At 69.5% G+C, this 20709-nt stretch carries 23 protein-coding genes and 1 tRNA gene; 6 read left to right on the top strand and 18 right to left on the bottom strand.

Features of this window, described 5'->3' with window-relative positions:
- Nucleotides 1-5 precede the first annotated feature (5 nt).
- The 6 genes from AB0B64_RS30315 to AB0B64_RS30290 form a co-directional block, all read right to left on the bottom strand.
- On the bottom strand, nucleotides 6-1229 hold the full coding sequence (locus tag AB0B64_RS30315; RefSeq protein WP_358181373.1) for a cytochrome P450: 1224 nt from the start codon (nucleotides 1227-1229) through the stop codon (nucleotides 6-8).
- A 232-nt stretch (nucleotides 1230-1461) separates the two neighbouring features.
- A complete protein-coding gene (locus AB0B64_RS30310; protein ID WP_358181371.1) occupies nucleotides 1462-2958 on the bottom strand; it encodes a PAS domain-containing protein in 1497 nt (498 codons plus the stop codon).
- A gap of 35 nt (nucleotides 2959-2993) precedes the next feature.
- A complete protein-coding gene (locus tag AB0B64_RS30305) occupies nucleotides 2994-3632 on the bottom strand; it encodes a response regulator (protein WP_357939975.1) in 639 nt (212 codons plus the stop codon).
- Between the two features lie 406 nt (nucleotides 3633-4038).
- The gene (locus AB0B64_RS30300) at nucleotides 4039-4332 is read right to left on the bottom strand and encodes a DUF1330 domain-containing protein (RefSeq protein WP_357939971.1); all 294 of its coding nucleotides are present in this window, start codon (nucleotides 4330-4332) and stop codon (nucleotides 4039-4041) included.
- A 34-nt stretch (nucleotides 4333-4366) separates the two neighbouring features.
- The gene (locus AB0B64_RS30295) at nucleotides 4367-5755 is read right to left on the bottom strand and encodes an MFS transporter (protein WP_358181368.1); all 1389 of its coding nucleotides are present in this window, start codon (nucleotides 5753-5755) and stop codon (nucleotides 4367-4369) included.
- A gap of 43 nt (nucleotides 5756-5798) precedes the next feature.
- On the bottom strand, nucleotides 5799-6257 hold the full coding sequence (locus AB0B64_RS30290; RefSeq protein WP_358181365.1) for a MarR family transcriptional regulator: 459 nt from the start codon (nucleotides 6255-6257) through the stop codon (nucleotides 5799-5801).
- Nucleotides 6258-6290: 33 nt separating this feature from the next.
- Here AB0B64_RS30290 and AB0B64_RS30285 point away from each other — a divergent pair, with 33 nt between their 5' ends.
- Nucleotides 6291-6437, top strand: coding sequence for a hypothetical protein (locus tag AB0B64_RS30285; protein ID WP_358181362.1), 147 nt, complete (start codon nucleotides 6291-6293; stop codon nucleotides 6435-6437).
- 261 nt (nucleotides 6438-6698) lie between these two features.
- On the opposite strand, the gene AB0B64_RS30280 is transcribed toward AB0B64_RS30285, so the two are convergent.
- Nucleotides 6699-7346 carry a 2'-5' RNA ligase family protein gene (locus tag AB0B64_RS30280; RefSeq protein ID WP_358181359.1) on the bottom strand — a complete coding sequence of 216 codons (648 nt, stop codon included), beginning with the start codon at nucleotides 7344-7346 and terminating at the stop codon, nucleotides 6699-6701.
- 213 nt (nucleotides 7347-7559) lie between these two features.
- On the bottom strand, nucleotides 7560-7913 hold the full coding sequence (locus AB0B64_RS30275) for a putative quinol monooxygenase (protein ID WP_358181356.1): 354 nt from the start codon (nucleotides 7911-7913) through the stop codon (nucleotides 7560-7562).
- A 58-nt stretch (nucleotides 7914-7971) separates the two neighbouring features.
- On the opposite strand from AB0B64_RS30275, the gene AB0B64_RS30270 reads away from it, so the two are divergent.
- Complete coding sequence (locus AB0B64_RS30270) at nucleotides 7972-8277, top strand: ArsR family transcriptional regulator (protein ID WP_357939959.1); 306 nt, start codon at nucleotides 7972-7974, stop codon at nucleotides 8275-8277.
- Between the two features lie 529 nt (nucleotides 8278-8806).
- A complete protein-coding gene (locus AB0B64_RS30265; RefSeq protein ID WP_358181353.1) occupies nucleotides 8807-9025 on the top strand; it encodes a type II toxin-antitoxin system VapB family antitoxin in 219 nt (72 codons plus the stop codon).
- Nucleotides 9026-9258: 233 nt separating this feature from the next.
- On the opposite strand, the gene AB0B64_RS30260 is transcribed toward AB0B64_RS30265, so the two are convergent.
- From AB0B64_RS30260 to AB0B64_RS30235, 6 genes are all read right to left on the bottom strand, one after another.
- A tRNA-Ala gene (locus AB0B64_RS30260) sits at nucleotides 9259-9331 on the bottom strand.
- A gap of 107 nt (nucleotides 9332-9438) precedes the next feature.
- Nucleotides 9439-10962, bottom strand: coding sequence for a von Willebrand factor type A domain-containing protein (locus AB0B64_RS30255; protein ID WP_358181351.1), 1524 nt, complete (start codon nucleotides 10960-10962; stop codon nucleotides 9439-9441).
- A gap of 94 nt (nucleotides 10963-11056) precedes the next feature.
- The gene (locus AB0B64_RS30250; protein WP_358181349.1) at nucleotides 11057-11620 is read right to left on the bottom strand and encodes an isoprenylcysteine carboxyl methyltransferase family protein; all 564 of its coding nucleotides are present in this window, start codon (nucleotides 11618-11620) and stop codon (nucleotides 11057-11059) included.
- A complete protein-coding gene (locus tag AB0B64_RS30245) occupies nucleotides 11617-12636 on the bottom strand; it encodes a 3-oxoacyl-[acyl-carrier-protein] synthase III C-terminal domain-containing protein (RefSeq protein WP_358181346.1) in 1020 nt (339 codons plus the stop codon). The genes AB0B64_RS30250 and AB0B64_RS30245 overlap by 4 nt, the downstream gene beginning before the upstream one ends.
- A gap of 114 nt (nucleotides 12637-12750) precedes the next feature.
- Nucleotides 12751-13836 carry a class I SAM-dependent methyltransferase gene (locus AB0B64_RS30240; protein ID WP_358181343.1) on the bottom strand — a complete coding sequence of 362 codons (1086 nt, stop codon included), beginning with the start codon at nucleotides 13834-13836 and terminating at the stop codon, nucleotides 12751-12753.
- Nucleotides 13820-14518, bottom strand: coding sequence for a helix-turn-helix domain-containing protein (locus AB0B64_RS30235; protein WP_358181340.1), 699 nt, complete (start codon nucleotides 14516-14518; stop codon nucleotides 13820-13822). Before AB0B64_RS30235 ends, AB0B64_RS30240 begins: the two co-directional genes overlap by 17 nt.
- Before the next feature lie 50 nt (nucleotides 14519-14568).
- On the opposite strand from AB0B64_RS30235, the gene AB0B64_RS30230 reads away from it, so the two are divergent.
- A complete protein-coding gene (locus AB0B64_RS30230; RefSeq protein ID WP_358181337.1) occupies nucleotides 14569-14979 on the top strand; it encodes a hemerythrin domain-containing protein in 411 nt (136 codons plus the stop codon).
- On the opposite strand, the gene AB0B64_RS30225 is transcribed toward AB0B64_RS30230, so the two are convergent.
- Entirely contained in the window at nucleotides 14976-15509 is a 534-nt protein-coding gene (locus AB0B64_RS30225; RefSeq protein ID WP_357939943.1) for a helix-turn-helix domain-containing protein, read from the bottom strand. The two genes, AB0B64_RS30230 and AB0B64_RS30225, sit on opposite strands and share 4 nt — an antisense overlap.
- Before the next feature lie 80 nt (nucleotides 15510-15589).
- Here AB0B64_RS30225 and AB0B64_RS30220 point away from each other — a divergent pair, with 80 nt between their 5' ends.
- Entirely contained in the window at nucleotides 15590-16279 is a 690-nt protein-coding gene (locus AB0B64_RS30220; RefSeq protein WP_358181334.1) for an SDR family NAD(P)-dependent oxidoreductase, read from the top strand.
- 93 nt (nucleotides 16280-16372) lie between these two features.
- Here the strand turns inward: AB0B64_RS30220 and AB0B64_RS30215 are convergent, their stop codons facing one another.
- Nucleotides 16373-17911: a carboxyl transferase domain-containing protein gene (locus AB0B64_RS30215; protein ID WP_357939939.1), complete on the bottom strand. Its 1539-nt coding sequence runs from the start codon at nucleotides 17909-17911 to the stop codon at nucleotides 16373-16375.
- Nucleotides 17912-18041: 130 nt separating this feature from the next.
- On the opposite strand from AB0B64_RS30215, the gene AB0B64_RS30210 reads away from it, so the two are divergent.
- Complete coding sequence (locus AB0B64_RS30210) at nucleotides 18042-19019, top strand: hypothetical protein (protein ID WP_358181332.1); 978 nt, start codon at nucleotides 18042-18044, stop codon at nucleotides 19017-19019.
- On the opposite strand, the gene AB0B64_RS30205 is transcribed toward AB0B64_RS30210, so the two are convergent.
- Both AB0B64_RS30205 and AB0B64_RS30200 read right to left on the bottom strand, forming a co-directional pair.
- A complete protein-coding gene (locus AB0B64_RS30205) occupies nucleotides 19007-19399 on the bottom strand; it encodes a DUF3224 domain-containing protein (protein WP_358181330.1) in 393 nt (130 codons plus the stop codon). The two genes, AB0B64_RS30210 and AB0B64_RS30205, sit on opposite strands and share 13 nt — an antisense overlap.
- Nucleotides 19400-19435: 36 nt before the next feature.
- Entirely contained in the window at nucleotides 19436-20599 is a 1164-nt protein-coding gene (locus AB0B64_RS30200; protein WP_358181327.1) for an FAD-binding protein, read from the bottom strand.
- Nucleotides 20600-20709 lie beyond the last annotated feature (110 nt).

Raw genomic sequence — 20709 nt, 5'->3', positions numbered from 1 at the left:
CATCCTCACCAGGTGACCGGGAGCTCGTGAACGCCGTAGATGACGGCGTCCCTCTTGAACGGCAGGTCCTCGACCCCTGCGGCGAACCGCAGGGTGGGGATGCGGCGGAACAGCGTGTCGAAGACGATCTGCAGTTCCATCCGGGCCAGGTTCTGGCCAAGGCACTGGTGCGGGCCGAACCCGAAGGCGACGTGGTGGCGAGCCCCACGCTCGACGTCCAGTTCGGCCGGATTCTCGAACACCGCCGGGTCCCAGTTCGCCGACAGGCCCGAGACGATGACGCCCTCACCGGCCTTGATGCTCACCCCGCCGATCTCCACGTCTTCGGTGGCCAGCCGGGAGGTGACCCCGTCGGCGATGGTGAAGTAGCGCAGCAGTTCCTCCACGGCCATGGGCGTCTTGCCCGGGTCGTTCGTGATCAGAGCCAGTTGCTCCGGATGGGTGAGCAGCCCGACCACGCCGAGCGAGATCATGTTCGCCGTGGTCTCGTGCCCGGCGGTCAGCAGCAGGAAGGCCAGGCTCACCAGGCCCGCGTGGTCGCCGGTGCCCTCCTGGCGTTGCCGGGCGATCTGTCGGCCGAACAGATCGTCGCCGGGTTCGGACTCCTTGCGGGTGACCAGGTCGTCGATGTAGGCGCGCAGTTCGGCGAAGGCTCGCCGGCGGTCTTCCGGCGAGCCCCGGCGCACCATCATGGTGGTGCGGCTTTGGAAGAAGTCGTGGTCGGTGTAGGGGACACCGAGCAATTCGCAGATCACCAGCGAGGGCACCGGCAGGGACAGCGCCTGCACCAAGTCGACCGGGCGCTGGTCGGCGGCGAGCATGTCGTCGATGAAGTGGTCGACGATGTCCTGGATCCGCGGGCGTAGCGCGGCCAGGCGCTTCACGGTGAACTCGCCGATCACCGAGCGGCGGGCCGCGGCGTGTTCCGCGCCGTCCATGCTGAGCATCAACGGCGGCTGGCTGCGGAGCTGCTGCAGGGTCGCCGCGTCGAGGGTGAAGAGCGGCCAGCCGTCCTTGCGCTTGTCGGAGGAGAAGCGGGGGTCGGCGAGGACGGCACGGGCCTCCTCATGCTCGGACACCCACCACGCCTCGCCACCGCTGGTCATGCGGATCTTGTTGATCGGCGCCTGCTCGCGCAGTTGCTCGTAGACGGCGGGCGGGGCGAACGGGCAGCCACGCTCGACCGGCAACTCCAGGCCGGCGAGTTCGCCGGCAACGCTGTTCGTCATGAAAGACCTCCCACAGGCTGAGATTTCCAGCTCGGCGAGCCAGAGGCGGACATGCACCTCCTTGCGGCGCTCGCTGTGCTCCAGGCACAAGACGCCGGCCCTCACCGCTGTGTGACACCCATGGGTCGGTGGCGTAGGTCACATGACCGCGGGACTTCCGCTCGACGTGACCGACGAGGCCGCCGCCTTCGAGAGCGTGAAGCGAGCCAGGGGCACTTCAGCCGGCTGGACGTCAGCGGCGCAGCGGTGGCGCTTCGTCGACCAGCGGCAGCCGAAGGGCGAACACCGCGCCCTGGGGCGCGTTCTCAGCCGCGTGGACGGTGCCGCCGTGACGTGTGACGATGCGGCGGCTGAGGGCGAGGCCGATGCCGTTGCCGTTCCGCTTCGAGGTGAACGCGCCGTCGAAGATCCGGCCGTGGGGGAAGGCCGCCAAGCCCTGTCCCCGGTCGCGTACCTCGATCTCGCCGAACGCGTCGTCGCGGCGGGTCGCGATGGTCACCACGCGCCGCTCCGCGGGCCAGCGCGTCATTTCGTCGATCGCGTTGAAGGCGAGGTTCATCACGACCTGCCCGATAAGGACTTTCTCGCAGCGCACGACAAGCGGTTCCACCGCCGCCTCCCATTCCAGCGCGACCGCGTTCTGCTGGGCCCGTACGTCGATGAGATGAGCGCAGTCGGCGACGATCTCGTTCAGGTCGGCGAGTTGTTCCGACTGTTCGAGGCCGACGACGTACCGGCGCAGGCTGGCCATGATCTGCGCCGCCCGGTCGATCTGCGCGGTCGCGTTGTCCAGCCCCCAGTCCAGCGACGCGGCGTCCACGCCGTCCCCCGCCAGTCGGCCGCGCACGCCCGCCACGAAGTTGTGCGCGGCGGCGATCGGCTGGCTGACCTCGTGGGCGATGGCCATCGCCATGTCGCCCATGGCGTTGAAGCGGGCGAGGTGGTTGAGATGTTGCGCGTCCCGGCGGTGTTCCTCCTCCGCACGGACCTGGTCGGTGATGTCGTGGAACAGCAGAAGCCACCCTCGCAGGTCGCCCTCGATGTCGATGTACTGGCATCGGGCCGAGAGCCAGCGCTCCTCGCCGTTCGTCGCGCGCAACCGGTAACGGCCGTCCCTCGGCGCCCCGCCCCGCGGTGTCGTGGCCAGCACCTCGCGCAGCCTCGTGGCCGACTCGCGGTCGCAGAACCGGGTGAAGTCGTCCCCGGCGAGCCGCCCGGCGTCGACCCGCAGCAGGGAACCCGCCGATTCGCTGGCGAACAGCACCCGCGCGTCGTCGTCGAGCACCACGATGCCCTCATCCAGATTGCGGAGGAACGTCTGCAGTCGCCCCTCCGTGCGCGACAGATCCAGGCGTGTGGCCTTCTCCTCCGCGATGTCACGGAACTGCACCATCACCACAGGGCCGGCCGCGAGGTCCACGCGGATGGCGACGGCCTCGGTGAGGATGTCCTCGCCCGCCTTGGACCGATAGCTCCACTCGATGGTGGCAGTGCCGTGATCGGCGGCGCGCTGCAACCACGCGACGCCGATCTCGCGGGCGTACTGGCGGGCGTTGGAGCTCATGTCGGGCGCCTTCAAGGGCTTCAGCTCGTCGAGAGTGAAGCCGAGGACGTCGCAGGCGGCCGGGTTGGCCCAGATGATCTCCTTGGTCACCGCGTCATGTACGAGGACGCAGTAGCGCAGCGCCTGAAAGAGCCGGCCCAGGTCGGCCAGCGTTAGGTCGACCATGCGGTTTCCTCCGGCTCAGCTCGCATTTCTCCAGCTCAGCTCGCAGACAGGCGCAGGCCGTATCGCAGCACGTCCGCGACCAGGGCGCCCAGGGTTTCCGCCGCGGTCTTCTCGCGGATGTGCGCCCGATGCACGTCCACCGTCTTCACGCTGATGCCCAGGCGCCCGGCGATGTTCTTGCTGGGCACCCCCTCCACGACCAGCCGCAGAATCTCCAGCTCGCGCGGGGTGAGCACGGCGAGCCGGGCCTCCAGCGCGCGCTGCCCGGCGCGCTCGGCATGCAGCTCCCGCGCCTTGTGCAGGGCGTTTTGTACCACCTCCAGCATGTGCTGGGGGTCGTACGGCTTCTCCAGGAAGTCAACGGCACCCTGCTGCATGGCCCGTACGGACATACGGACATCGCCGTGGGCCGACACGAACACCACCGGAAGCAACGAACCCATCCGATTGAGGATCTCCTGCACCTGGAAGCCACCCGTATGCGGCATACGGACGTCCAGGACAAGGCAGGCGGGCCGTTCCGGATCGATCGCCGACAGGAAGGACGCGGCCTCGGTGAAGCACTCGGCATTGATGTGCACCGACCCCAGCAACCAGGCCAGCGAGGAGCACAACTGCTCGTCGTCATCCAAGATGTAGACCACTTCGCCGGGCTCGTTCCGTCGCGTGCTCACGCTCACGTCATCGGCTCCCACATCGCCGGGGCGGTCCACTACTCGCCAGCCACCAGCAGCGTAATGGGACATATGTCGTGGACCACTGGACCGTCCCGCTCAGTGGAACGCGTATGCCGTCTGAAAGAGAGGCCGGAACGCACTCGGCCTGTTCGCCGGCGCGGCCGTCGCACTCTCCGCCTGGGTGGTGGTCGAGCTGCGCGCCCGCGCACCGCTGGTCGACATGCGCATGATCACCAGCCGGGGTGTGTGGACCACCCTCATCACCGGCGTCGCCTTCGGAGTCGCCACGTTGACAGCCGCCCACGACCAGCACGAGCACCCACGAACCCCGCCACACCAGCAGCCGCACCAGCGAAAACCAAGATGGTGGATCTTCAGGGAAGATCCACCATCTTGACCTCGGTCAGTCGATGCCTTCGACGATGCGGAAGTCGCGCTCGACGCCGTCGGAGAGGACGACCAACGCCTCCTGATAGGCCGCACTCTCGTACGCCGCGACGGCCTGCTCGAAGCTGTCGAACTCGATCAGGACAGTGCGCTCGGCGATTCCGGCGTCACGCGCCACGACCCGACCGCCACGGACGAAGGTCCGACCGCCCCCGGCCTTGACGGCCGGACCGGCCAGCTTGTTGTAAGCAGCCAGCTTCTCAGGGTCTGAAATGGTGCGGTAGACGCTGACCCAGTAGCCCTTGGGCACGGAACCTCCAGTGTTGGGATGAGTGCATCTGACTTTACGGGTTGGTCTCGGACGAGCGTCGGCGGGCGAGAGCGAGGCTTGTCAGCGTCGTGATCGCCATGGCGCCGATGCCCACCAGCGCCGCGGTGGTGTAGGCGCCGTCATCGGGGAAGAGGTGGCCCGGGCCGGTGCCCGCGGCGAGGATCAGGCCGCCGATGGCGCTGCCCAGGGAGTACCCGACACTGCGGACGACGTAGTTGAAGCTCATGGCGCTCGACGTCTCGCTCTTGGGGGTGACGGCCAGGATGACACCGGGCATCGCGGCCGAGAAGCCGCCGACGCCGAAGCCGAGCACGCCCATCGCCGCGAACAGTTCGGCCAGGTCCGACCGGGCCGCCGCGAACAGGGCGAACCCGCCGCCGACCACGACGGCGCTGCCGGCCAGGAGCAGGGGGTCGGCGATCCGCGTCCGGACCCGCGGCGTGAGCTTGCCGGCGACGAACCCCAGCACCGAGAACGGGATGAGGACCAGCCCGGCGACGAAGGTCGTCAGCCCGAAGCCGTAGCCGGCGCCGTGCGGCGTCTGCGCGTACCGGGTGATGAGCGTGAGCAGGAGGTACATGCCGATCCCGCCGACGAACATGGCGAGGTTCGCCCCGGCGACCGCTGGGTGCCGCACCGCCCGCACATCGACCAGGGGCGTCGTGCTGCGCAGCTCGATGACGGCCCAGACGCAGAGCAGCACCACCGCGACGACGGCGAGGCCCACCGCCACGGCGAGGTGCCGGCTCCACAGATTCCGTTCGCCGGCGAGGAACAGCACCAGGAGCAGCGCAGCGGCCAGGACGACCGCGCCTGCCACGTCCACGTGGGCGGAGCGGCCTTCGGGGGCTTCGGGCATGGAGCGCCACGCGGTCAGGAGGGCGGCGGCGGTGACCACCAGGCCGAGGCCGTAGGCGGCCCGTACCCCGCCGAGCTCGGCGAGCAGTGCGGCCAGCGGGTAGCCGACGCCGGCCCCGATGATCGAGACCACCGAGATCAGGGCGATCACGGCCGCGCTGCGCTCCTCGGGGAGGTGGTCCCGGGCCACGCCCATCATCAGCGCCGTCAGCCCGAGCCCGACGCCCTGGGCCGCCCTGCCGGCCAGCAGCCACGCGAACGGCAGCGGCAGCACGGTGAGCGCGCTGCCGGCGACGACGACCGCCAGCGTGACGAGGATCGTGGCCCGCCGGTGCGGGCCGGCTCCGAGCCGGCCCAGGACCGGCGTGGCGACGGCGCCGCTTAGCAGCGCGACGGTCAGCGTCCACTGCGCGCTGCCGAGCGAGACGTGGAACGAGGTCGCCACGCTGGTGATGAGCGGCGTCCCGAGGCTGGCGACCGCCGCCACGACCAGAGCGATGAACACCAGGGCGGGGACCAGCAGCCGCGCCTCGGAACGCGCCACCGGGAACGCCTTCACCGCGACCCCGCCGATCGGGGCTGCCCGGTCACTGCTTCGGCCCTTCGCGGTCCTGGCTTTCGAGCTCTGCCAGATGCTTCAGCGCCGGAAGGGCCGCCACCAGCGCCTCGACCTCGTCGCCGGTGAGCTCGCCGATCAACCGCTCGAACGCGTGGACGCCCGCCTGGCGCCGCGTCCGGACATAGGAGGCGCCGGCCTCGGTCAAGCACACCAGCGTGACCCGCTTGTCGGACGCGTCGCCCCGCCGCTCGACCAGGCCGGACTCCTCCATCACCCGGATCAGGGTGGTCATCGCGGGCTGGGTGACGCCCTCGACCGCGGCCAGATCGGTGATGCGCCGCGGGCCGGTCCGGTCCAGGGTGGCCAGGGTGGCAGCGGACGTCAGGCTCATGTCCCGGGGCAGGCGTCTCGCGGCCCTGGTGGCCAGGCCGTAGAGAGCTGCCCCGATGGCGGCGGACGCGCCAGGAGCGGTGTCTTGACGACTCATGCTCGAAGCATAGCCTTTTTATATTCATAGTTTATGGAAATGGTCGGCCAGCCGGTTCAGCTTCGCCCGCAGCGGCTCCAGCTTGCCCCGCACCTCGACCGGCAGGCCGAGCACCTCGGCCTGCCGGTCCGGACCATGACCGGCCCGGCCGCCTCCCGCACGATGGCCACCAGCCGCTGATAGTCCTGCGGCAGCACGTCGGGGTCGATCGTCCGCGCGAACCACCACAGCGAAAGACCCCAGGCTTTTTGTCTGCACAATGGATACCGCCCGTTTCGCGGTTTTCCCATCTAAGCCGCGCAAAGCCCTAGGGCCTAAGAACGCCTAGGCTTCAGCAGCTCCAGGCATGCTCATCACGATGGCTTTAGCATGCCCCCAAATAGCATCTACGCATTTCTGACGCCATTTCAAGTACTAAGAATCAAACTGACCAATTATTCTCTATCGAGCCCCGAGAGGCACCATCGTGCGGGTGGTCCAGCGATAGAGCCACTCGGGATCAAGAACCCGGTTCTGCACGATCAGCGCAACCTGCTCGACGTCCACAATGACCGGCGCGGCTTCGACCGCGCTCAGGGCGTCGATGTACGGCCTGGCTGGTCCTGGTGTGTTGATGTAGGTCAGGCTGACGTGCGGGTGAAAGCCCTTGGCTTGCTCTGCTGCTGTGGGCGCGTTACCCAGCACCTCGGCGATGCCGCTCCTGATCTCGCCCCACATCTGATGCAGCGGCCCTGTGGGAGTCGGAGCCAGTACAACTCCCTCACCGAGCAAGGCCGGCCGGTGGAAGGTCAGCTCAACGGGGGTCAACCCGCCCAGACGGACCCGTACGGCCTCGGTAATCTGGTCAAGCTGCTCCTCGGACACCTCGTCGACGAACCCGACCGCTTGCACGGTGAGATGTAGCCATCGCGCGGGTATCGGGTTGTGCTCCTCGATCGTTGCGAGGGCCGCTTGGTAGCGCTCGGCGAGCTGATGCAGTTGTGGCGCGTGCTCGAAGGTCAGGTGCCAGGTGTAGACCAGGCGCCCCGGCCGCCACCCTTCCCGAGGCCACCAGTGCGAGCGCACCTCGTCGGTGTCATGCATGCTCATTGAACCGCCTCAGATCTGTGAGGGAACGTCGGGAGCTTGCTCGTCCTGCTCGATTGTGTACTCGTCGATGATTGTGACGCGGTCGGCGGCTAGTGCGGTGACCGGAAAGGTTCACCGGGTTGGGGGACGGCGAATATCCACCCTTGGGTGTTCGATTCGGTGAGCGTTCAAGGGGACCGCGTTGGCGGCCTGCGCGTTCCAGAAGCGAGCGCGCTACGCGTCCTGCTGTGGTGACTCGGCCGGAGCGTTCGCGGTGAGAGGCGTCAACCAGTGGATCTCCAGGTCCTCGCGCAGGTAGTTCATGCGAGTTTTCTGGAACTGGACGAGGTTGGGCTGGGCGAGGTGATTGCGCAGGTCGTCCCCCGAACGCCACAGCTCGTAGAAGACCAGCGTGGTGGGGTCGGAGGCATCGCGATGGACCTGGTACTGCCAGGCGCCCGGCTCGGCACGAGTCGACTCGACGAACGAAAGGAGCAGGCTTTCCAGCTCCTGGGCGCGTTCCGGGCGGGGGCGGGCGTATCCGTAGATGCCGATGGGGCCGGTTCCCTCAGGTATGACGATATTCATACCTGAGGAGGTTAGCCATGCCCGAGGTATGATGCAAGCCGTACCTGAAGGAGGAGATATGGAGCTCGGCAAAGTGCTCGCCGCGCTCGCCGACGACTCCCGGCGGCGCATGGTGGCCGAGCTCGCGGCCGATCCCAAGGATCAGGAGCGGGCATGCGGATCCTTCGACCTGCCGGTGAAAAAAGCCACACGAACCCATCACTTCCGGGTTCTGCGGGAGGCCGGCCTGGTCGCGCAGCGCGATCATGGCAACGGGAGCACGTTGAGGCTGCTCAGGAAGGACATCGAGCAGCACTATCCCGGCCTACTACAGCTACTCGTCGTCGAGCTCGGCCAGTCGGGTGAAGACGACGCCACGTCATGACACAAGGTGAGCACCGTATTCCGCATCATGTGTCTCGTCGAGGGTGACAAGCAACGTGACCTCGCCTTCAACGGCGTGACATCGGACCACGATATTCGCGGGGCCGACAGTCTCGCCGGCCTGACGGTCGAGGCACTCGAGCCGGTGAACCTTTCCGGTCACAGCACTAGATGGATTCCGACGCCTCCAGGATGCTCTTGTCCTCGGCACCCGTGCATGACCTGGCTGCCCTGAGGCAGGCCGAGCGTGGCGGCCTTCTCGAGGTGGCGCTGCGGGCGATCCACTGGTCTCGGGCGCGGTGGTGTTCTCCTTTCCGCGCGATCACTTGCAGACCGCCTGGAGAAAGCGCGTCTGCTCCATGATCTACCTGCAGCCCTATCCGAGCGAATCGATGGCGCGCATTTCCTGGTTGATCAGCGGAATGGTGGAGTAATTGAGCGAGTGGACCACTGATCCAAGAGCGAGACGTCCTGGACATCCATCACGATGTCCATGACACCCCCCCGCAAGCGTGAAGGACGGTGATCCCATGAGCATGGTGAAGACCGCGATCGAGATCGACCAGGAGGCCCTGGCGATAGCCGCCGAAGTTCTCGGCACCAAGACGAAGAAGGACACGGTCAACGCAGCCCTCCGCGAGGTGGGGCAGCGGTTGGTGCGGCTGCGGGCCCTGGCCGCGCTTGGCGAGATGGCCGACCGTGGAGAATTCGATGAGTTCGTTGGCGACAAGGCGGCTTATCGCCTGTGACACACCGACTGCGCTCACCCCTCTTCGGCGGAAGCCGGAAATGATCGATGTCCGGCCGACAAGATTTTCCGATGGTCCGATCGATCAACGGGCAACGCGTGGGCGAAGCCCACGCCCAAAACAAGCGCCCGGAGCGAAACGGAGGCCCTACAGGGGTCGCGGCTACAGCGCGACTGGGCAACGCCTGAGGCCCTTGAGCGCGAAGCGCCCCCTATGAAGCCCTTGAGGGGAAGTGGAGCTATGGGGATTCGAACCCCAGACCTCCTCCATGCCATGGAGGCGCGCTACCAACTGCGCCATAGCCCCTTGAACCGTCCCCAAGTGTATCCGACTCCCAGCCCCGGGCAGCCGCCCCCAAGCAACTGGGCCGCCTCTCAAGGAAGCGGCCCAGCCGGAAAATGCCTGGATAACGGCTACCCCACCGAGCGGGCCTTGTCGATGAGTCCTGCCAGCTCAGTCACCATCGGGTCCTCCGCCGCCTCCGCCAGCCGCTTGGCCTGCTCCCCCAGCGTCGGCAGGGTCAGCCCGAACGCCTCCCGGTCCCGCATGTACACCGCGAAAGCCGCCGCCACCACGTCCACCTGCAGCCGCACCGGCGCCTTCTCCCATACCGACTCCGTCAGCGCCCCCACGTCCACCGACTTGCTCGTCTCGGCGGGGTTCCTGGTGTCGGGGTTCTGCCAGCGTACGGTCGCCTGGGCCAGCTGCCCCGTCGCGCCTGACTTGAGCCGTACCGCGTAGAGAGCCGTGACCGAGTGGCCGGGGCCGATCTCGCCGCCGTCCCTGTTGTCGTCGCGGAACTCCTCGGTGGACAGGGCGCGGTTCTCGTACCCGATGAGCTGGTAGCCCTCCACCACCGAGGGGTTGAAGACCACCTGCGCCTTGGCGTCGCGCGCCCGCAGCTCGATCGTGGCCGGGAGCTGGGAGGCGAAGACCTTGTCCGCGTCCTCCTGCGTGCTGACGTAGACGGCGGCGCCGTCTCCGTTGTCCGCCAGCTGTTCCATCAGCTGGTCGCCGTAGTCGCGGCCGACGCCGACGGTCAGCAGGGTGACCTGCCGGCCCGCGTACTCCTTGACCCGGTCCAGGATGGAACGCCACTCGGTGCTGCCCTGGTTGGCCAGGCCGTCGGAGAGCAGGATGACCCGGTTGGTGGCCGCGGGGCGGAACGCCTTGGCCGCCTGCTCATAGCCGGTGACCAGCCCGGCCTCGAGGTTGGTGCTGCCGGCCACGGTCAGCTGGTCGACCGCCGCGTGCAGCTCGGTACGGGCGGCCAGCGGCGTCATCGAGGCCAGCACCGTGGCCTCGTCGCTGAAGGAGACGATCGACACCTGGTCGCCCGGCGCGAGCTGGTCGATCAGCGTGTGCAGGGACTGCTTCACCAGGTCGAGGCGGCCGGGCTCGGCCATCGACCCGGACACGTCGATCACGAAGGTGAGGTTGGCGGGGCGCCGCGCCGCCGCGTCGGAGGCGCGCGTCTGCAGGCCGACGCGCAGGACGGCCTGGTTGCGTGACGGCATCATGGCGCCGTCGACGTGCACGGTGAACCCGTCGTCCCGCGGCTGTGCGTAGTCCTGCCGGAACGCGTTGACGAACTCCTCCGGCCGGATCTGCCCCGGTTCGGGCCAGCGTCCTTCCTGGAGGGTACGGCGGGCATAGGTGTACGAAGCGGTGTCCACGTCCAGGGCGAACGTCGAGATCTGCTCCGCCGACGTGTCCTTCTGCTCCTCGGGAGCGGCGCTTGCGGACGCGCTCGCCCGAGCCTCGGGCTTGGCATCCGCGGGGAGTTCGGGCCTGGACGAAGCCGACGGTGCGGCCCTGGACGAAGCGGGCGCCCGAAGGCCGGAGTCTCCCTTGTTCCCCCCGGGACCGCCGCCGCAAGCGGCCAGTGCCAGGAGTCCAGCAATTCCGACGCTGATCGCCAAAGGACGAAATTTCATCGCAACCACCTCCGGCCGTATGACGGCTCCCGGAAATGGCCTGGCCGGGCCGGTGACGCAAGCGAGCGCAAACCGCGATCAACACGTGATCCGGTCAGCCGACCAGCGCCGCCTCCTCCACCCGGATGCGAATCGTCAGCAACACCCCGTTCACCAGCGTGAACGCCAGCGCGGTGAGCCACGCGGTGTGGACGAGCGGCAGCGCCACCCCCTCCGCGACCACGGCCACGTAGTTCGGATGACGCAGCCACCTGTACGGCCCGGCGCCGACCAGCGGCATCCCTGGCACCACGACGACGCGGGTGTTCCACTGCCTGCCCAGGGCGGCGATGCACGACCAGCGCAGCCCCTGGGCCAGCAGGACGATCGCGAGCATCGGCCAGCCGAGCGCCGGGATGAAGGGCCGGTCGAGCAGCCATACCTCGGCCGGGCAGGCCAGCAGGAGTCCGGTATGGGCCAGGACGATCCAGGGATAGTGCCGCCGGCCGTACTCGATGCCGCCCTTCGACCTGGCCCAGGCCAGGTTGCGGCGGGCCACGGCCAGCTCGGCCAGCCGCTCAGCGACGACCAACCCGATCAGCAGCGTGTACGGACTCATCAGGCTCGCGTACGCACCCACCAGCCCGATCACCAGCCCGTACGGACTCAAGACAGTCACCAGTGCAGCAGGAGCAACTCGGCCGAGAAGCCGGGCCCGAGGGCGAGCAGCACGGCCGGCTGGCCCGGGCGGCCGCGCGTCTCCTGCAGGACGTGCAGTACCGAGACCGACGACATGTTCCCGTGCTCGCGCAGTGACCGCCACGTGACCTCCAGAGCCGCCGGATCCAGGCCCAGCCGCTCCACGATCTTGTCGATCACCTTCGGGCCGCCGGGGTGGCAGATCCAGGTGCCGACCTGTTCGGGGGTGAGTCCGTTGTCGGCGAGGAAGCCCTTGATGTCGCCCGCGAGCACCTTCTCCACGAAGGCGGTGAGTTCGGCGTCCAGCACGAGGCGAAAGCCCCGCTCGCTCACCTGCCAGCCCATGAGGTGCTCCGTGCCCGAGTACAGCCTGCTGCGCGTGGCCACCACCTCCGGCCCGTGGCCGCGTCCCACCGCGACCACGGCCGCCGCGCCGTCGCCGAACAGGCCGCTGGCGACCAGGTTCGCGATCGAGGTGTCGTCGCGCTGAGTGGTCAGCGAGCACATCTCCACGCAGACCAGCGCCGCCACCTGTTCGGGCCAGCCGCGCAGGTAGTCGTTCAGCCGCGACAGGCCCGAGGCCCCCGCTGCGCAGCCGAGCCCGAACACCGGCACCCGTTTGACGTCCGGCCGCAGTCCCACGCGCTGGATCAGCCGCGCGTCCAAGGACGGCGTGGCGAGGCCGGTGGTCGAGCAGAACACCAGGTGATCCACCCGCCGGGGTGATATGCCCGCCTTGTCCAGCGCACCACGGAGTGCCCGTTCGCTCAGGTCGAGCGCGATCTCAAGGTAGATGTCGTTGGCGCGGCCGAACGAGTCCAGCTTGGCGTAGTCGTCCAGCGGGAGGGCCAGGTTCCGGCTCTGGACGCCGGTGGCTGCGTGGAAGCGTTCGAGCTGATCGAGGTCGGCCTCGGTCAGCCGGGAGAACGCCTCGGTGATCTCCGCCTGCGCGTAGCGGTAATCGGGCAAAACGGTCTGTACCCCCGAAATGTGCATGTATCTCTTCTGCCGCGGAGAGGGGGCGGCTAACCTGCGGCCGCGCTCATGCCCGTACGCGCCGGGCTTCTGAGCCGTTCGAGCCGGAGTACACCGCTCAAACGCCACAGCCTTTCAGCAGGCGAGCCGCCACAAAGACGTCACCTCGGCGGCCCGCGCGGCCCTCAGCGGGTCGGTGCCGTCGGACGCGCGCCGGTGACGCGGCCGTGTGTCGAGCCGATCCATGACCCGCACCCCCGCGCCGTCGAACGCCGCCATCAGGTCGGCACGAGACCGCAGGCCAAGATGTTCGGCCAGGTCCGACAGCACCAGCCACCCTTCACCGCCCGGCTCCAGATGCTCGGCCAGGCCGTCGAGGAAGCCCCGGAGCATGCACCCACCGGGGTCGTACACCGCCCGGTCGAGCGGCGACGACGGCTCGGCGGGCAACCAGGGCGGGTTGCACACGACGAGCGACGCGCGCCCCGGCGGGAACAGGTCGGCCGCCACCACGTCGACCCGATCGGCCAGGCCCAGCCGGGCCATGTTGTCGCGGGCGCAGACCACCGCGCGCCGGTCGAGGTCGGTGGCCACGACCCGCTCGACGCCCCGCCTGGCCAGCACCGCGGCCAGAACTCCGGTGCCCGTGCCGAGGTCGAAGGCCAGCCGCTTGCCGGGCAGCGGCGCCTGGGCCACCAGATCAATGTATTCGCCGCGAATCGGGGAGAACACTCCGTAATGCGGATGGATCCGGGCACCCAGCGCCGGGACCTCGACGCCCTTCTTGCGCCATTCGTGCGCGCCGATCAGCCCGAGCAGCTCCCGCAACGACCCCACGTACGGACCCTCCGCCGGCCCGTAGACCTCCTCGCACGCCTGCCGCACGTCGGGAGCGCGGGTGAGCGGGATGACGTGGCCATCGTCGTACGGGATCAGCAGCAGGCCGAGCGTCCGCGCCCGCCGGCCCTGGGCCTGGCGGTAGCGGTCGAACGTGGCGCCGGGCTCGACCGGCTCGCACCGGCGGCCCATCGCCTGAAGCAGCTGCCGGGCGTTCTGGAAGTCGCCGCGCCACAGCAGGGCGGTGCCCTCGCAGGCCAGGCGGTAGGCGGTGTCGGCCTTCATCCGGTCGTCGGCGATCACCACCCGAGCCGGTGGCGACGCCTCCAGCGCGGAGCGCCACGCCGCCGAATACTCTTCGCCCGCCTCAGTCCATGTGATCATCAGGCTCAGACCGTTTCACGGACGACCGGCCCATGGCCAACCCTTTTAGCAGCAGCCCGGCCACGAGAGCGCGCAGCCCCTCGCCGTAGGTGTCGCGCGCGGTGAGCTCCTCCCACCGCTCACCCACCGCCGCGAGCCGCGGCAACGCCTCGGCGTCGAGCGCGGCGAACACCTGCCGCCGGTACGTCGGCCCGCCCTGCTCCCGCCTGCGCAACGCCGCCGCCCGCGCGGTGATCTCCCCCGCCGTGTAGTGCCAGATGATCCGGTACGCGGCCACGGCCCGCTCCAGCGGCAGCCCGGCGCGTACGGCCGCGTCGATGATCATCTCTGGATACCACAGCGCGTTGACCGAGAGCAGGTCGTCCGCCCTGAGGACGTCCACGATCCACGGGACGCCCGCCAGCGCGTCGTGCATGGCGATGGCCGCCGCGGCCATCCGCTCGCCCGGCTCGTCCGGGAGCTCGGGCCGGGGCATCGCCGCCGCGTAGTCATCGAGCAGCAGCAGCAGGAGTTCCTCCTTGTCGTGCACGTGGTGGTAGAGGGCCATGGGCGTGGTGCCGACCTCACGGGCCAGCCTGCGCATCGTCAGGCTCTCCGTCCCTTCGGCCTCGATGAGCCGGTGGGCGGCGGACACGATGTCCGCCCGGGAGATCTTGGGCGGCCGTCCAGTACGTGCGGGCATCTTGTCATGCTACTTTCTATACGCGTATAGAAACTCAGAAGGGGTATGACATGAGCGCCGAACGACTCATCGCCATGGGTGACGAGCTGGTGAAGCTGCACGACGGCTTCCGGCGGGAGCTCGCGGAGCTGCGGCGGGCACCCGGCTCGCGGCCCGAGCTGCGGGAGCACTGCCTGACGTTCTGCGACGCGCTGCACGCCCATCACACCGGCGAGGACGGCGTCCTGTTCCCGCACCTGGCGGGCGCGCATCCCGAGCTGGTGGAGGTGCTGGCCCGGCTGCGCGCCGAGCACGAGGTGGTGGCGCGGCTGCTCGCCCGGATCCGCGAGCTCCCCGACGAGGGCGATGTCGGCGCCGAGCTCGATCAGCTGTCCCGCGAACTGGAGGCGCACCTCGACTACGAGGAGGAGCAGTTGGTGCCGCTGCTCAACGCGATGACCGACTTCCCTGAGGAGCTCTAACCGACCGGCGGCGCGGGTCTCAAGGCGTCGAGCATGAGCGTGAAGTGGCGCCGCCACCGGCTCGCGTCGGCCTGCGCCACGCGCGAGTTGGCCATGATGAAGAACGCCAGGTCAAGCGGGCCGACGTCGAGCCGCAGCACCCCCGCCGCCTGCGCCCGCTCCACCAGCCGGCGGATCAGCTGATTGATCTCGGCCTGATCGTCCTGGTGGGACGCGCAGGCCAGCTCGGTGAAGGCTTGGTCGGCGGCCTGCAGCTCGCAGGTGCGCTCCAGGAAACCCGCCAGCCCAAGCCACGGGTCGTCGGCGGCGAGCGACTCGCGGGCCAGGTCGCTCCAGGCCGCCATCTTCTCGTCGAGAATCGCGTCGACCAGATCGCCGCGCTCGGGAAAGTGCCGGTAGAGGGTGCCGATCGCGACGCCTGCCCGCCTGGCCACGGCCTCCAGCGGCGCGTCCACGCCCCGCTCGGCCAGCACCTCACGGGCCGCCGTGACCAAGGCCTCACGGTTGCGCTGGGCGTCGCGGCGAATCACACCGGCCATCCTATCGAAGTCGAGGCATACCCTCACTTTCCTGCTAACCTGAGGCATACCCTCGACTTAAGGAGCCAGACATGAAGATCGCGATCATCGGCGCGGGGCCCGGCATCGGCCTGGCCGTGGCCCGCAGGTTCGGCCGGGAAGGCTTCGATGTGGCACTGACCGCCCGCGACGCCGGGCGCCTCACCGCGCTGACCGGCACGCTCGCCCACGAAGGCGTCACGGCGTCCGCGCATCCCGGCGACCTGACCGATCCCGCTTCGCTGACGACGGCCCTCGACGGCATGGGGCCGGTCGACGTCCTCGTCTACAACGGCGGCGGCACCGCCGCCTCCCGCACCTCCGCGCTGGACGTGACGCGGGAGAGCGCGCAGGACGCCTTCGACGGAGCGGTGCTGGGCGCGGTCACAGCGGTCCGCGCGGTGCTGCCCGGGATGCTCGAACGTGGCTCCGGCACGCTGCTGTTCACCTCGGGCATCTCGGCCGTCCACCCGATCGACTTCCTGGGCAACATCGGCATCGCCGTGGCGGGGCTGCGCAACTACGTCCTCGCCCTGGCGCAGGCGGTGTCACACCGTGGCGTCCATGTGGGCCATGTCCCCATCGGCGCCGCCGTCGCCCCGGGCTCCCCGGCCTCCCCCGAGGCGGTGGCCGAGACCCACTGGCGCCTGCACACCGACCGCGACCGCAACGAGGTGATCCTGGGCGACCTGGCCACGGTCCAGGCCGCGATCAACCAACTGACCACCGCCCCAGCCCCCTGACCAGACCGCAGGGCCCAAGACCCGCCGACCCGGTCACGGGCAGGCGGCGGACGGGAGGCCCGGTAACAGGCGAGTCGTGTGCCAGAGGTCCGGTTACGGGCGGGTCGTGTGTCGGGGGCCCGGGTCGAGGACGGCGTAGGCGTCGTGGACCCACTCCGTGAGTACCGGCCGCGTCTGCGCCGGATCGATGATGTCCTCGACGAGGAACGCCTCCGCCGTCCTGAACGGTGATCTGACCGCCTCCAGCCGCTCGGCGATCTCCGCCTTCAGCGTCTCCGCCTCCGGCCCCGCCTCGGCGAGCAGGCGTTTGAAGGCCACCTCCAGCCCGCCCTCGATCGGCAGCGAGCCCCAGTCACCCGACGGCCAGGCGACCCGCAGGCCGTACCTGTCGTGGGGCCGGTGCGCGGCGCCCGCGACGCCGAAGACGCGGCGGACCAGCACGGACGCCCATGGGATGGTCGACTGGTAGACGGCGGCCAGCGCGCGGGCGCCGTGCCTGATGGTGCCGGCCCGCTCGGCGGCGCTGCCGATCACGAAGCCGGGCTGGTCCACGAGGTGGACGACCGGCAGGTGGAACGTCTCGGCCAGGTCCACGAACCTGGCCGTCTTGTCCGCGCCCTGCGCCGTCATACCGCCGCCGTAGACGCGCGGGTCGGCGGTCAGCACGGCCACCGGGTGCCCGGCGAGGCGGGCGAGCGCGGTGATCGTGGAGGGTGCGAACCGCCTGCCGAGTTCCAGCACGCTCCCGGTGTCGAAGACGAGGTCCATGATCCGCCGCATGTCGTACGGCCGGCGCCGGTCCCTGGGCACGATGTCCCGCAGCTCCGACGCCTCCCTGCCGGAAATATCATCAGATTTCGCCACGGGCGGCAGCCGCCACGCGCTCTGCGGCAGGTACCCCAGCACCCGCCTGGCCAGCTCGAACGCCTCCTCCTCCGACTCGGCGACCAGGTCCACGGTCCCGGCCGCCGAAATGGTCCGCCACCCGCCCAGCTCCTCCTTGCCGACCCGCTCCCCCATCCCGGCCTCCACCACGGCCGGCCCGGCGACGAACACCTGGGAGAGCTCCTTGACCATGATCGATACGTGCGAGGTCACCAGGCGGGCCGCGCCCAGCCCGGCGACGGGACCCAGGGCCAGCGCGATCACCGGCACCCGGCCCAGGTTCGCCACCACCTGGTCCCAGCCGGGGTTGTGCGGTACGTACGTACGCCCGAGATCCTCCAGCTGCTTGACGCTGCCCCCGCCGCCGGTCCCGTCGATCAGCCTGAGCAGCGGGACCCGCATCTCCCCCGCCATGCGCTCGGCCAGCACCTGCTTCTCATGGATGGCGGCGTCAGCGGCCCCGCCGCGCACGGTGAAGTCGTCGCCCGCCACAACCACCCGCCGACCGGCGACCACGGCCCTGCCGATGATCACGTTCGACGGGGTGAAGCTCTCCAGCCCGTCCTTCCCGTACTCGGCCTGGCCGGTCAGCGCGCCGACCTCGCGCCAGCTGTCGGTGAGGGCGGCGAGGCGCTCGCGGATCGTCAGCCGCCCGGTCGCGTGCTGGCGGGCGACCCGTTCCTCGCCTCCCATGCGCTCGGCCAGCCGCTTGCGGCGTTCCAGTTCGGCGAGTTCGGGGTCCCACACGGCGTTCGTCCCTTCACCGGCTGATCGGTAACGATCCCTTGAACCTAAGGGCCGAATAGGACGATTGTCATAGAGAGGTCAGGATGGATGGCACCTCCCGTCGTGCCCGGTTCTCGGGAGCATCGGTTTCATGCGACGCATCCTGCCGGCCTTCGGGCTCGTGCTCCTGTCTCCGCTCGTGGCCGAGTTCCTGCTCGGCGACTTCCCGCTCACCTCGCTGTACTTCCTGGTCCTGCTCGCCCCCACGTACGGCGGCGCCGCGCTGCTGATCCGCGAGGTGGCGCGCAGGGCGGGGATCGGCTGGCCGGGCATCGTGCTCATGTCCCTCGCCTACGGCGTGTTCGAGGAGGGGATCATGACGATGTCGCTGTTCAACCCCGACTACGCCGGTCAGCGGCTGCTCGATCCCGGGTTCGTCCCGGCCTTGGGGATCGGGGTGCCGTGGACGCTGTTCGTGCTGGCGCTGCACACTGTGTGGAGCATGAGCGTGCCCATCGCCCTGGTCGAGGAGCTGACCGGTGCGCGGCGCACCACGCCGTGGCTCGGCAAGGTCGGGCTGACCGTCACTGCCGTACTGGCCGTGCTGGGCGCGGCCCTGATGACGGTGTTCAGCTACATGAACGGGCACTTCCTGGCGTCGGTGCCGCAGCTGGTGTCGATCGTGGTGATCGTGGTGGCCCTCGTCGTGCTGGCCTTCCGCCTACCGCGCCGGACCAGCGCTGACCAAGCAGCGGGCAAGGCGCCCGCGCCCTGGCTGGTCCTCGTGGTGACGCTGGTGGCGGGCGTGCTGTTCGAGGCGCCGAACATCCTGCTCGGCGACCAGGTCGGCCTGGGGATCACCCTGCTGGCCGGGGTCGAGGTGGGGATGACGGCCCTGGCCCTGTTCTGGTCGGCCCGGCGCGGATGGGACGGCAGGCACCGGATGGCGCTGGCGGGCGGCGCCCTGCTGACCTACGTGTGGCACGCCTTCTTCTCCGGCCCGGTCGTGCCGGCGACTCCCCTGATCAACCTGGTCAGCCACATCGTGTTCGGCCTCGGCGCGCTGGTCCTGCTCGCGTTCGCCGCCCGCCGCGTCGCCGTGGACGCCAATGTTCCTCAGAGCCGGTAGTCGAAGACGTACGAGTGCGAGCCGTCAGGAGCGATGAGGATGTCCATCTCCCCCTTGAGACCGCTCAGCCCGCCGGTGCCGGAGTCCGGGACGACCGAGACGCGCAGTGACTGCTCGCCCCGGTCGCCCACCGCGAAGTGCTGCAGGACGAAGCTGCCCGACCGGCCTGCCAACGTGCCCACGACCCGCTCCATCGCCACGTACGCACGGGAGTCCGCTACCGGTGTCAACGCCATGATCATGCTGACCGTGCTGGTGCCGGTCAGGTCGCCGTGGAAGGTCTTGCCCAGGGTGACGTGGGCGAGCGACACGCCGTCGCCCTCCTCGTACGGAGGCTGGGGCGTCCAGTCGGCGGTGTCGAAGGTTCCCTTGGCTGTCATGCGTCCCATGGTGCGGGTCATACCTGTCAGATCCGGTCAGGTATCCAGCAGCGTCCCTACGAAGTCGTTGCGGAACTTGCCCGCCGGGTCGTAGCGCCCCACCAGGTCCCGGAAGCGCTCCGGGCACGACGGCCAGCGGGTGAACAGCTTGCCCCAGTGCGGCCGGGGATCGAACGGCGCCAGCCGCTCCTCCACCAGCTCGATCACCGGGAGCACCGCCTCGGTGTCCTTGACCCAGGTGAAGTGCAGGCCCACCGTGTCACGGCCGAGATACGGACTGAGCCACAGGTCGTCGGCGGCGATCGTGCGCACCTCGGAGATCTGCAGCACCGGCCGGAGGCGGTCGCCGATGGCCCGCAGCTCGCGCAGCGCCTCGGCCGCCCGCCCTCTGGGCAGCAGGAACTCCGACTGCAGCTCGTCGCCCGCGCTGCTCGGCGGCGAGTCGGCCCGGAAGTGCGGCAGCCGCTCGTGCCACGCCCCCGGCACGCCGAGCTGTTCGGTACAGCTCCCGGCCGGCATGCCCGGCACCGGGTGGCGGGGCCCGTCGGCCGCGCGGGTGCCGTGCCAGTCACCGGGGGGCAGCTCGCTGCGGCGCTTGAGCCACACGGTGGTCGCCAGCCAGTTGGTGAACAGGCTGACGCTGTAGCCGGCCGACATGACGGCCTCGAAGTCGAAGTCGTCGGGCAGGCCCTCCCGGACGTACTGGCGCAGCTCGAAGGCGGGCACGAGGTCGAGCGTGACCGAGGTGACGACGCCGAGCGCGCCGAGCGCCACGACCGCGCCGGGGAAGTCGGCCTCACCCCGCGCGAGGGTGATCAGGGAGCCGTCGGCGGTGACGAGGTCCAGCGCCGAAACGGCCGCCGACAGGCTCTGGTTGCCGCCGCCGGAGCCGTGCGTGCCGGTCGCGACCGAACCCGCCACCGAGATGTGCGGCAGCGAGGCCAGGTTGCCGAGCGCGAAACCGCTCGCGTGCAGCACGGGCGCGAGCTCCGCGTACGTCACCCGCCCACCGACCCGCACGCGCGCCGCGGCGCTGTCGATCTCGATCTCGTACGGCAGGCGGTCCAGGGCGACCAGGTCACCCGTCGAGTCGGCGACGTCGTTGAAGGAGTGGCCACTGCCTAACGCCCGGATGGAGGTGGTGCCGGCGACAAGGCTCTGGAGCTCGTCGAGGGCGGAGGGATGATGCACGTTTTTCATCTGAAAGGCGATGTTTCCCGCCCAATTCTTCAACGTCACTGCCCTACAGTTCCATAGCTCTTGTCAGCGCCGCGAGGGGGCGCTAGTTTCGGGTGCCGCCGACGAAAGCG

The sequence above is a fragment of the Nonomuraea sp. NPDC049129 genome (assembly GCF_040648495.1).
Lineage (GTDB): Bacteria > Actinomycetota > Actinomycetes > Streptosporangiales > Streptosporangiaceae > Nonomuraea.
The sequence above is the reverse complement of the archived record's forward strand: the minus strand, read 5'-3'. Positions and strand labels throughout refer to the sequence as shown.

Coding starts and splice junctions, on each gene's coding strand:
- AB0B64_RS30315 (WP_358181373.1), bottom strand. CDS start 1,229: ATGACGAACAGCGTTGCCGGCGAACTCGCCGGCCTGGAGTTGCCGGTC.
- AB0B64_RS30310 (WP_358181371.1), bottom strand. CDS start 2,958: ATGGTCGACCTAACGCTGGCCGACCTGGGCCGGCTCTTTCAGGCGCTG.
- AB0B64_RS30290 (WP_358181365.1), bottom strand. CDS start 6,257: ATGAGTCGTCAAGACACCGCTCCTGGCGCGTCCGCCGCCATCGGGGCA.
- AB0B64_RS30285 (WP_358181362.1), top strand. CDS start 6,291: ATGGAAATGGTCGGCCAGCCGGTTCAGCTTCGCCCGCAGCGGCTCCAG.
- AB0B64_RS30280 (WP_358181359.1), bottom strand. CDS start 7,346: ATGAGCATGCATGACACCGACGAGGTGCGCTCGCACTGGTGGCCTCGG.
- AB0B64_RS30275 (WP_358181356.1), bottom strand. CDS start 7,913: ATGAATATCGTCATACCTGAGGGAACCGGCCCCATCGGCATCTACGGA.
- AB0B64_RS30270 (WP_357939959.1), top strand. CDS start 7,972: ATGGAGCTCGGCAAAGTGCTCGCCGCGCTCGCCGACGACTCCCGGCGG.
- AB0B64_RS30265 (WP_358181353.1), top strand. CDS start 8,807: ATGAGCATGGTGAAGACCGCGATCGAGATCGACCAGGAGGCCCTGGCG.
- AB0B64_RS30255 (WP_358181351.1), bottom strand. CDS start 10,962: ATGAAATTTCGTCCTTTGGCGATCAGCGTCGGAATTGCTGGACTCCTG.
- AB0B64_RS30245 (WP_358181346.1), bottom strand. CDS start 12,636: ATGCACATTTCGGGGGTACAGACCGTTTTGCCCGATTACCGCTACGCG.
- AB0B64_RS30240 (WP_358181343.1), bottom strand. CDS start 13,836: ATGATCACATGGACTGAGGCGGGCGAAGAGTATTCGGCGGCGTGGCGC.
- AB0B64_RS30235 (WP_358181340.1), bottom strand. CDS start 14,518: ATGCCCGCACGTACTGGACGGCCGCCCAAGATCTCCCGGGCGGACATC.
- AB0B64_RS30230 (WP_358181337.1), top strand. CDS start 14,569: ATGAGCGCCGAACGACTCATCGCCATGGGTGACGAGCTGGTGAAGCTG.
- AB0B64_RS30220 (WP_358181334.1), top strand. CDS start 15,590: ATGAAGATCGCGATCATCGGCGCGGGGCCCGGCATCGGCCTGGCCGTG.
- AB0B64_RS30210 (WP_358181332.1), top strand. CDS start 18,042: ATGCGACGCATCCTGCCGGCCTTCGGGCTCGTGCTCCTGTCTCCGCTC.
- AB0B64_RS30205 (WP_358181330.1), bottom strand. CDS start 19,399: ATGACAGCCAAGGGAACCTTCGACACCGCCGACTGGACGCCCCAGCCT.
- AB0B64_RS30200 (WP_358181327.1), bottom strand. CDS start 20,599: ATGAAAAACGTGCATCATCCCTCCGCCCTCGACGAGCTCCAGAGCCTT.